Annotated in this window: 9 protein-coding genes, 1 tRNA gene and 1 pseudogene; 4 read left to right on the forward strand and 7 right to left on the reverse strand. The window is 32.1% G+C overall.

Going from position 1 to position 9,602, the window contains the following annotated elements; translation table 11 throughout:
* The 5 genes from RRY75_RS13180 to RRY75_RS13200 form a co-directional block, all read right to left on the reverse strand.
* Positions 1-268 (reverse strand): hypothetical protein (locus RRY75_RS13180; protein WP_332717156.1); only part of this gene is annotated, 268 nt, incomplete at its 3' end.
* Positions 269-314: 46 nt separating this feature from the next.
* Positions 315-665, reverse strand: coding sequence for a hypothetical protein (locus RRY75_RS13185; RefSeq protein ID WP_332717159.1), 351 nt, complete (start codon positions 663-665; stop codon positions 315-317).
* Between the two features lie 288 nt (positions 666-953).
* Positions 954-2,828 carry an aryl-sulfate sulfotransferase gene (locus tag RRY75_RS13190; protein WP_332717162.1) on the reverse strand — a complete coding sequence of 625 codons (1,875 nt, stop codon included), beginning with the start codon at positions 2,826-2,828 and terminating at the stop codon, positions 954-956.
* A gap of 48 nt (positions 2,829-2,876) precedes the next feature.
* On the reverse strand, positions 2,877-3,182 hold the full coding sequence (locus tag RRY75_RS13195; protein WP_332717165.1) for a thioredoxin domain-containing protein: 306 nt from the start codon (positions 3,180-3,182) through the stop codon (positions 2,877-2,879).
* 47 nt (positions 3,183-3,229) lie between these two features.
* Positions 3,230-4,147 (reverse strand): NAD(P)/FAD-dependent oxidoreductase, encoded by a 918-nt coding sequence (locus RRY75_RS13200; RefSeq protein WP_332717167.1) that lies wholly within the window; start codon positions 4,145-4,147, stop codon positions 3,230-3,232.
* Between the two features lie 301 nt (positions 4,148-4,448).
* Between RRY75_RS13200 and RRY75_RS13205 the strand changes: the two genes are divergently transcribed.
* From RRY75_RS13205 to RRY75_RS13215, 3 genes and pseudogenes are all read left to right on the forward strand, one after another.
* On the forward strand, positions 4,449-5,120 hold the full coding sequence (locus RRY75_RS13205) for a Crp/Fnr family transcriptional regulator (protein ID WP_332717170.1): 672 nt from the start codon (positions 4,449-4,451) through the stop codon (positions 5,118-5,120).
* A gap of 245 nt (positions 5,121-5,365) precedes the next feature.
* Positions 5,366-6,820, forward strand: coding sequence for an SLC13 family permease (locus RRY75_RS13210; RefSeq protein ID WP_332717173.1), 1,455 nt, complete (start codon positions 5,366-5,368; stop codon positions 6,818-6,820).
* Between the two features lie 187 nt (positions 6,821-7,007).
* Positions 7,008-7,378: pseudogene (locus RRY75_RS13215) on the forward strand (IS110 family transposase); the annotation flags it as partial.
* 109 nt (positions 7,379-7,487) lie between these two features.
* On the opposite strand, the gene RRY75_RS13220 reads toward RRY75_RS13215, so the two are convergent.
* A tRNA-Ser gene (locus RRY75_RS13220) sits at positions 7,488-7,573 on the reverse strand.
* A 321-nt stretch (positions 7,574-7,894) separates the two neighbouring features.
* Positions 7,895-8,479 (reverse strand): hypothetical protein, encoded by a 585-nt coding sequence (locus RRY75_RS13225; RefSeq protein ID WP_332717179.1) that lies wholly within the window; start codon positions 8,477-8,479, stop codon positions 7,895-7,897.
* 238 nt (positions 8,480-8,717) lie between these two features.
* On the opposite strand from RRY75_RS13225, the gene RRY75_RS13230 reads away from it, so the two are divergent.
* Positions 8,718-9,113, forward strand: coding sequence for a hypothetical protein (locus RRY75_RS13230; protein ID WP_332717182.1), 396 nt, complete (start codon positions 8,718-8,720; stop codon positions 9,111-9,113).
* The last annotated feature ends 489 nt before the right edge of the window (positions 9,114-9,602 follow it).

Raw genomic sequence — 9,602 nt, forward strand, 5'->3', positions numbered from 1 at the left:
TTAAATAAGTATAATCTGCATATCCATTATCATTTGTCCCTATAAATAAAACTTGATAATCCTCAAAATTTATTCCTGGCCAAATACGTTCAGATTGACTCCACGTATTTTCAATTTTCTCCCCGATCCTTACAACTAATTTCTCAACTGTAACGTCTTCCCATTTATCATACTTTGTTTCTATGTTTTTTAATGTTAAATCCGTCTTGATATCTGTTGGTTCCATCAGTACTTTATAAGCTATAGCACCAGCCATACCTACTGCCATTAAGGTCACTCCACATATTATGCCTATTTTTTTCAATAATTTAATCTTATTCATACATTTCACATTCACTGTTTATAATTTCATCAGTTTTCGTATTGAACTTAATAGAATAGTTAAATACCTTTCCACTAGAGGGCTCATCTTTCTTTACTGCCCTTAAAAATACCACATCAGGTACTTCTCCTTCTTTTATATCAATAAAGTTATCCTCATCAACTCCCCCACCTAACTCATAGGTATAAGCCCCTTTGTCTATTTTAACTTCATACTTCTTTTCAATCATATCATTTGCCCTATTGATTAAATCTTTCTCTGCCTTTGTATCCTTATTTGAACATCCTATCACCATAGTTGTTAGCATAATAATTCCACATATCAATAAAATTACTTTTTTCATATTCAATATCCTCCTACATTTTTCTTTGCTCAGTTAGCCTGCTCTATTATGTTATCATAAAATACTTTTCTCTAATATTTATCTATCTTTCATTCATCTTACACTTTTGAAAGATAGTCATACTAGGCAAGACTTGAACTTTTTTCCTTACAAAATCTTTTACAACCTTTTCATCTTATCCTCTCTTACTAAAGTTAAAATTACCATTTGACATTTATATGCCCCCCTAATATAAAAGGAGCTATCGCTAGCTGATTTTACTCAGCTAATGCGATAGCTCCTTTTATATTAAATCGTTACTACAACACCTGTTTGATATTTTTTATCATCAATTGTAACAGTAACATTAAATGTTCCTTTAAGACCTTCTTTGTTAACGTTGAATTTAACTACTCTATCATCTGATTCTTGGAATGTACCTGCACACATTGCTAAGAAAGTATGTTTTGTAGTTGGTACAAAGTATCTATGTACTGTATCATCTACTACACTTTCAAGTTGAAGCATTACAAGTTGTCCTCTTTCAAATTTAGCATTCATAATGATACGATCTTCTTCATTAATGAATTTAGCGTCATTTGTTCCTGGCATAAGAAGCCCTGTATCTTCTGCTGGTACTTCTGTTAAGAATTCTTCTGTTACAGCAAGCTTTCCAAGTAATTGTCCTTTACCCATTACAAGGTTTTCACCTTCATGGTAGAATTTTAATTTTTCAGCTCTGTAATAGTTAGCTGTTGTATGCATTTCATATTTAACTACATCATCTTCTACTTCAACTGTAACTGTTTGAAGTTTTGTCTTTGGATCAGTAGTATCTAAGAATGCTGGTAATACTTCTGTTGGTTTTGCATCATAGTATCCAATTCCACCTGAGTGTACTAAGTAATGACCATCTCTATAATATTCTACGTTACAGATATATGGTGAGAAGAATTGCGCGCCTCTTTCTTTACCAAATTGCCAGATTTGCTCAATTGTCATATCTTCTGTATTAATTCTATATCTTACACCACGTGAATAGCTATCTTTTGATAAAAGATATTTAGCTGGATCTTTTGATCCCCAATGCCCATTATCAAACATCATAACATCACCATCTGGTAATACAACACATGCATGTTGTTCATATTGCCAATTAAATTCCTTACCTTCTACTGGTTTGAAGAAGTATTTATCTACCATCTCTTGTGGCCAACCTTCTGGGTCTCCAATAATCCAGTTTAAATCACCTGTTTCATAATCTAAATTGATTACGCTATCTTGATGTCTACCTGATAATGTAAGGGAATTTGTTTTTTTATCATACCATACAGCATTATTGTGGAACCAGTCATGCTCTGACCAGCTACCTGATTTTGCTACATTTTGTGGAAGCACTTTTTTGTAATCCCAAGTTTTAAGAATTTCCCCTGTATTACGATCTATTAATACACACATATCTTCTGCTGTAGCAGCACCTGGTTCTTGTGTAAGGCTAAGAAGGTTTCCATCTTCCATTTCAAATTGATCATGGTGGTAACCACCTGGAATACGATATTCTTTGTAGATTTTACCACAAAGAGTCATTTCACAAATCCCAACCATATAATATGGTTGTGCAATAAAACGGTTTGATCCGATTAGAACATTCCCATTTTTAAGACGTTTCATATCGAAGATAAAAGGTTCTGTTAAGTACCAACGGCAATCTCCATTGTAGTCATATCCAGCTGCATAGTCCGCTCCAGCTGGTGTTGTGAACATGATATTATCTTTCATGTATTCACTTGTTGTATTAATGTATGTACATCTACCAATATTATCTTGAACAGGAGCGGTTTGAATCTTTACTTCTGATTCAACACCATTTGAAAGTTTAATCACTACTGTATTTTCATACGCACCATATAAACCATAAACTGGTAGTTTATGTTCTACCGCTTTTGAAAAAGTATGTGTAATATCTCCTGCTTCTTCTTTCCCCTTGATTGTAAGTGTTACTTCTACTTCTTCATCTGTATTGAACATGATTACTGCTGTGAGTGGACATACAATATAAGGATTTAACTTTACATATGGATTTTCTGATGTATAGTTTCCGTTTTGGAAAGCCTCAAGCATTGATTCTTCTGATCTATGTTGTAATGTAATAAGGTGCTCTACTGTTTTTAATTGTACTGACATATTCTTTCCTCCTATTGTAGTTTAATAGATTTTAAATTTATAATTTGATTACGCTTCTAATAATTTTTTTAAAGCTGGTTTTTGTTGTAATCCTTTTAAGCGTTGTACTTCTTCACCATTTTCTAATAAGAGAATAGTTGGGTATGATGCCACATCATATTTTTCTACTATTTCTTTGTTTTGATCAAAGTCTATTTTTAAGATTGCTGATTCTGGAAGATCTTTTTCTAAGTCTGCTAATACAAATCCTAACATTTTACAAGGACCACATGTTTTTGAATAAACATCAACTAATACTTTACCTTCTTTCGCTAACTCATTGAACTCTTCAAAACTTGTAATTTCTTTAATCATTATCTTTGCTCCTTTAAAAGTAATATTTTATTATTATTCGCTATGAACTATATTGTTTTAATGTATTTAGATGCTACTTGAGCAGCTACTGCTCCATCTGAACAAGCTGTTACTACTTGTCTTAATTCTTTTGTTACTACATCTCCAGCACCATATACACCTGATACTTTTGTTTCCATACGATTGTTTACTTCCACATAACCATACTTATCAAGGACACCTAATGACTTGAAAGCCTCTGTTGAAGGTTTAAGCCCAATATATTCGAATGCTCCATCGCAAAGCAGTTCTTGCTCTTCATCTGTTTGTGTAGATTTAATACGTACACCTTTAAGCTTTTCTTCACCAGTAAATCCTTCTACATTATGATATTCGTAAATAGTTACATTTGCTTGTTCTCTTAACTCATCACAAGATACTGGATCAGCTGTTAAATCAAATAAAGTTACTACTTTAACTGATTTTGCTAAACTTGCTAAATAAATAGCTTCTTCAACAGCTGAGTTTCCTCCACCAATAACAACAACATCTTTATCTCTATAGTATGCTCCATCACAGATTGCACACCAACTAATATTTTCTCCCGCAAAGCGATCTTCATTTTCTACACCTAGTCTTCTTGGTACTGTTCCTGTTGCAAGAATAACTGTTTTAGCTTCAAAGATTTTGTCTTCTTCTTCACAAGTAATAATCTTTATATTGCCTTCTTCTTTAATTTCTTTTACTGTTCCGTAATCAAACGCAACATTTAACTCTTGGGTATGTTCAAACATTTTATAAGCAAGTTCTGCTCCATTAATTGTTCCTACACCTGTGTAGTTTTGTATTTCATGTGTATTAATAATTTGCCCACCTGGTGCAAGCTTCTCTAATAAAAGTACGTTCATATTTGCTCTTGCTGCATAGATTGCTGCTGTCATACCTGCTGGTCCTGCACCTATAATAATTACGTCATATAATGCCACGGTAATTGCTCCTTCCCCATTTTGCTATTAATTAGATAAATTTTTAACAAATTGAGTTAAATTTTTCGTTATCTCTATATTTAGTATAACATCCCCTTATTTTTATAAAAATAACCCATGTTAGTTTTTATAGATTTTAATTCCTAACTATTTTTCATCTCACTTATTTATGTAATGTAAACAGGAGATAAATTACCTATAATATATATCTATTTATTTTTGTATATGTTATAATTGGATTGTTAAATTATAGACTATAATCTTTATATCATATTATATATTTTATTAGGAGGAATACATCATGACATCCATTGAGACAGCCTACTTTGATGAATTCTGTAAAGCCGGTAAATTTCGTATTGCAAAAAAAGGCGAATGTCTTTATAACCTCGATCTCATTAATGATTATGTTTATTGCTTAGAGGATGGTTTGTGTGCTTTACTTAGTATTACTAAAGCTGGTGAAGAAAAAATTTATCATTATTTTGCAGGAGGAAGTATTATTAACTTTACCCCTGCTTATTTAACACTTCCTCCTAATGCTAATAACAATAATGCTTTTTATATGTACGCAAAAACAGATTGTAAAATATATGAGATTTCCTATTCAACATTCTATAAGCTTTTGAGTGATAATCCAGATCTTAATCGTTATATTATGTCCTTATTTGCAAATTACTTCACTGATGTTCTCGGACATTTTCACTTCATGCAGGAATCTAGTACACCTAGTAGACTTTGTAAAACACTTTTAGATTTTAGTCGCTGTTCATCTGGTCGTTGTATTGTGGATAAGCACTTTAATTATGTAGAGTTAGCAAAGTATTTGGGTGTACATACTGTAACAGTTTCTCGAATCATGCGTTCTCTTAAGCAAGAGGGCGCTATTGAAAAAGATGGGCATAGTATTATTATTAAAGACCGTAGTATTTTAGAAGAATACATACAAGAAAATAAATCTTTAACTTATTAATTCTCAATTAAAGGTAACTCTGAAAACAAAAGAGTTACCTTTAATTTTTTGTCATTTTATATATATTTTTTTTCATTTTTAGGGCACTTTAACATATAAAATCTCTAATTTATTAACCTATTTTAATATTTTTTATATAACATAACCTAGGTTATTTTTTTAACATTTTTAGTGTGTTATACTTTTAACATTCTTTTATGACGTAATATTATAAAATATATTTAATATCAAGAGGAGATGACGTTATGCAAAAAACGGAAAGCCGCGCAAATTATAGCTATCTTATTCATTCTGCCATAGGTATAGCTATTATGCTTCTACTTAGGTTTATCCCTGCTCCAGAACCTATTACACCTTTAGGAATGGAGATAGTCGGTATATTTATGGGTGTGATTTATCTTTGGACATTTGTTGATTCTATATGGCCTAGCTTATTGGGTGTATTCTTATTAGGATGTAGTGCTTATGCACCAATGAATCAAATTCTTATGAACTTCTTAGGTGATCCAACTGTTGTTCAGCTTATCTTTATGATGACTCTTATAGGCGCTGTTGTACAGTCAGGACTTACAGTCTATATCGGTAGATGGTTCTTAACACGTAAAGTTATTAATGGTAGACCTTGGGTATTCTCATTTATGGTTTTACTGGGTGTTTTTGCATTAGCTGCAACTTCATCTGCCTTTACTCCAATATTCTTATTTTGGCCAATCTTATATGGTATCTTTAAAGAACTTGGTTATAAACCAGGTGATAAGTATCCTACATTAATGCTCATTTCTGTTGTTGTAGTAGCTGTTCTAGGTTTTTGTACAGCTCCATTCAAAGATGGTCCTCTTATTTTAATGAGTAACTACACTTCCCTCACTGGTGGTGCAGAAGTCAATTTTGCATCTTTTATGGGCTTAACAATTCCTCTATCATTTTTAGGAATTTTACTTATTACTTTATTAATGAAATATGTATTTCGTCCTGATATAGCCTTACTTAAAGATGTTAATATCGAGATGTTCACCAAGAACCCTCTTCCTCCATTAAATTTAAAACATAAAATTTTATCTGCAACATTTATTATTTATATCACTTTAATGTTGCTCCCAGGTATTTTACCTAGTGAAATGCCTATTAGAATTTTCTTAAATGATAGTAAATATGCTTTTGCTTTATCTTTAGTATGTGCACTTTGTGCTATTAAAATCGAAGGTAAATTTCTTATTGACTATCAAAGTATTAGCAGTAACCATTTACAATGGAGTTCTATTTTCTTAATTGGTGCTGCTCTTACTATCGGGAATGCCTTAACTTCTGAAGCTACAGGTGTAACACCTTTCTTAAAAAATCTTTTAACACCTGTATTTTCAGGTACTAGTGAATTTACATTTATTGTACTAATCCTTACTTTAGGTTTAATATTAACTAACTTCTGTAATAGTGTCGTTATAGGTATTATCTTCTTACCTATTATCGCAACATTTACACAATCTATGGGCGTTGCCACAGAACCTATTATTTCAATCTTTATCTACATGGTTCTCTTTGGTACTATCACTCCTGCTGCTTCTCCATTTGCTGCTATTATGCACGGTAACAAAGAGTGGCTTGAAACAAAAGATATTTACAAATACGCTACAATTATGAGCATGATTATTCTTGGCATGGTTATTGTCGTAGGTATTCCACTTTGTAAAATACTTTTCTAATCTACATATAACAAAAAGAGGTCTAACATCTTATGTTAAGCCTCTTTTTGTTATATGTAGATTTCATTTTATTCCATCTTTATTCATTTATATAACTATTCCTTTCGCTTTGCTCAAGGCACAAATAAGTATGTTTTCAAGCATGCAAACTTATCTTTGAGTCTTCAACTCAGAAAGGAGTTTTTCTATGGCTTTAAAAATTGTCTATCAAATCTGTTGTGGTATCGATGTTCACAAAACTTTGTTGTCGCCTACGTCGCTTCTACCGATGCAATGGGTGTTACTACCTATAAAAGTCATCGCTTTTCTACCTATACAAAAGGGTTAAGAGAGCTATCAGCGTGGCTTTTATCAAATCATTGCAAAGACGATTGTATGGAATCTACTGGTAATCACTGGATTCCTATCTTTAACATCCTTGAATCTTCTTGTACCATCGTTCTGGCTCATCCTAAATACGTAAAGGCTATTCGTGGTAAAAAGACTGATAAAAAAGATGCCAAATGGATTGCTGATCTCCTCAAGCATGACTTAGTTGCTGGCAGTTTTATGCCACCTCCTTAGAAGAGTAATCTACCTGATTTCTTTAAAGGTATAAGAAATATTAATATTTATAGCATTTTTTATATAACAAAAAAGCGTACAACTTACGTTGTACGCTTTGAAGCGGAGAGGGTGGGATTCGAACCCACGGCCCCTTTCGGAGTCACTGGTTTTCAAGACCAGCTCCTTAAACCGCTCGGACACCTCTCCAAATTTGTTATGTCAATTACTCTCTTATAATAACATAGCATTTGTCATATGTAAAGCTTTTTATAAAAAAATGCATTTTTTTATTTCTAATTTATTCTTTAGGTTCTGTTATAGTTAAATATCGATATTTTATATAAGAAGGTAGCCTTTCTGCAAAATAAGGCTACCTTCTTTACTAAAGCATAAAATATAAAAGAGCTCCCAGTACCAACAGTATCAAAGAAATACACGGTAGTACCTTATAAAATATTGTAATACCGTCATTTTTCACTCTAACCCACTCTCTAAAAAGTCCTATAAGTCCACTAAAAATTATGCATATTAATCCCCATCTATCCATACTATCACCCCCTTTGATATGTTTATAAATGATATACTTGCAACTCCTTCTATATAACTAAATTTCTTGGCGTTATATAAATAACATTTTTTGATTCTTTGATTCCAAAAGTCACAATTCTTTATATTCATTTGTGTTGAAACAGTGTTGATAAGTAATGCCTTTACTTTCTCGTAGTCACGCTTGTCTTTATTGAGCTTTAACCATTTAAACCAGTTAAGGTAGTTATCTAACCTTTTAGTAGAAATGCCTTTAAAGTGGCGTATCCAGTTTTTAAGAGTACTATGATAAGCATTGATATGTTGAATATGGTAAATATCTTGTTTAGTTTTGCCATGCTCAATTTGAATTAAATGAACGCCCATATTCTTAGCGAACTGAATATAACCACAGTAAGGATAGACTACGTCTTTAGTAAATTTAGATTCTTTTGCTTGATCACTAATAGCAGTGATTTTAGCTAAACTAACAGCTTTATCTTCTATTACTGTATAAAGTTGTTTTAATTCATAGGGTGTAAGTTTATTTAGTTCTGTTAGTATGAGTCCAAATGATAAAGATGGCATAATGGCATCCTAAAGGTATCGAATCTTTTAGAAAGGATGTGAGACATTATGGCATATAGAAGTATACATCTCCAGAGAACGTAGAATTATACTAGGTTGTAGCACAATTAGTGGTAAAAATATTTCAATATTAGCAAAATTTTTTAATACCTATAGACAATTTATATATACTCAAAAAGAAAAGATTCAGCAATTACTAGAACATGATTTTGATTTACCTTCAGGACATTTCCCTACGATGAGGATTACGAAAAACTTTATTGAAAAAGCTGTTTTGGGGTGTATGGCTATTTGTAAAGGTTCTATTGAGGATACACCAGAATTTCTGAAATCTCTTTTTCATTTTCATATCTCAATAGGGCGTATCAGTAAGATTATTAATGAATTAGCTCGTAGGGCAAAGGTATTTAATGATTCTATATCACTTAAATGTATCCAAGTAGGTGCCCATGATGAAATATTTCAAGCAGATCAAGCTGTTCTTGTAGGAGTAGAGCCAAACAGTACTTATATTTATCTTTGCGATGGAAGTAAAACACGAGATAGTACCGTATGGGGCTATTCCCTCCTGGATAAACAGGTTACAGGCTTAAATATTGAGTTGAGTGTTATGATGGTGGAACCGGACTTATAAAAGGCATTCAAGAAGTCTATCCAAAGGCTAAGATACAAAGTGATATATTCCATTCTGAAAAAAAGTTATCCGATTATATATACCGTGCTGAAAGGTCAGCCTATAAAGTGATTGCTCGGGAATATGCTTTAGAAAAGAAAGTATTAAATGCAAAGGGTGCTAAAAAGGAAAAATATCTAATCGAATACAATCATGCTATTTGAAATCTATCGAAGTCATACGTTACTATGATACTCTGTATATTTTATACCTTTGGTTAAAAGAAGCGTTTTAAATTGGAGGTTATTCATACGATGAGCGCACATATATACTCAATTTCATTATTTCAGAGATGAAAATACTTGCTGAAAGAAATCACAAACTCACAGAAGTAGTTACCTACTTAACAGAAGTGTGTAAATAGTTTGATCAGACTTTACCTATCATTAAAAAGAGCAGTCTATACTAACTTTTTACCACTCCTACAATTTTACCTAAATACAAGAACTT

It is taken from the genome of Niameybacter sp. (genome assembly GCF_036655075.1).
Taxonomy (GTDB): Bacteria; Bacillota; Clostridia; order Lachnospirales; family Cellulosilyticaceae; genus Holtiella.

Bases quoted from the DNA above. Each gene is read 5' to 3' on its own strand.
- RRY75_RS13185 (WP_332717159.1), bottom strand. From the start codon at position 665: ATGAAAAAAGTAATTTTATTGATATGTGGAATTATTATGCTAACAACT.
- RRY75_RS13190 (WP_332717162.1), bottom strand. From the start codon at position 2,828: ATGTCAGTACAATTAAAAACAGTAGAGCACCTTATTACATTACAACAT.
- RRY75_RS13195 (WP_332717165.1), bottom strand. From the start codon at position 3,182: ATGATTAAAGAAATTACAAGTTTTGAAGAGTTCAATGAGTTAGCGAAA.
- RRY75_RS13205 (WP_332717170.1), top strand. From the start codon at position 4,449: ATGACATCCATTGAGACAGCCTACTTTGATGAATTCTGTAAAGCCGGT.
- RRY75_RS13210 (WP_332717173.1), top strand. From the start codon at position 5,366: ATGCAAAAAACGGAAAGCCGCGCAAATTATAGCTATCTTATTCATTCT.
- RRY75_RS13225 (WP_332717179.1), bottom strand. From the start codon at position 8,479: ATGCCATCTTTATCATTTGGACTCATACTAACAGAACTAAATAAACTT.
- RRY75_RS13230 (WP_332717182.1), top strand. From the start codon at position 8,718: ATGAGGATTACGAAAAACTTTATTGAAAAAGCTGTTTTGGGGTGTATG.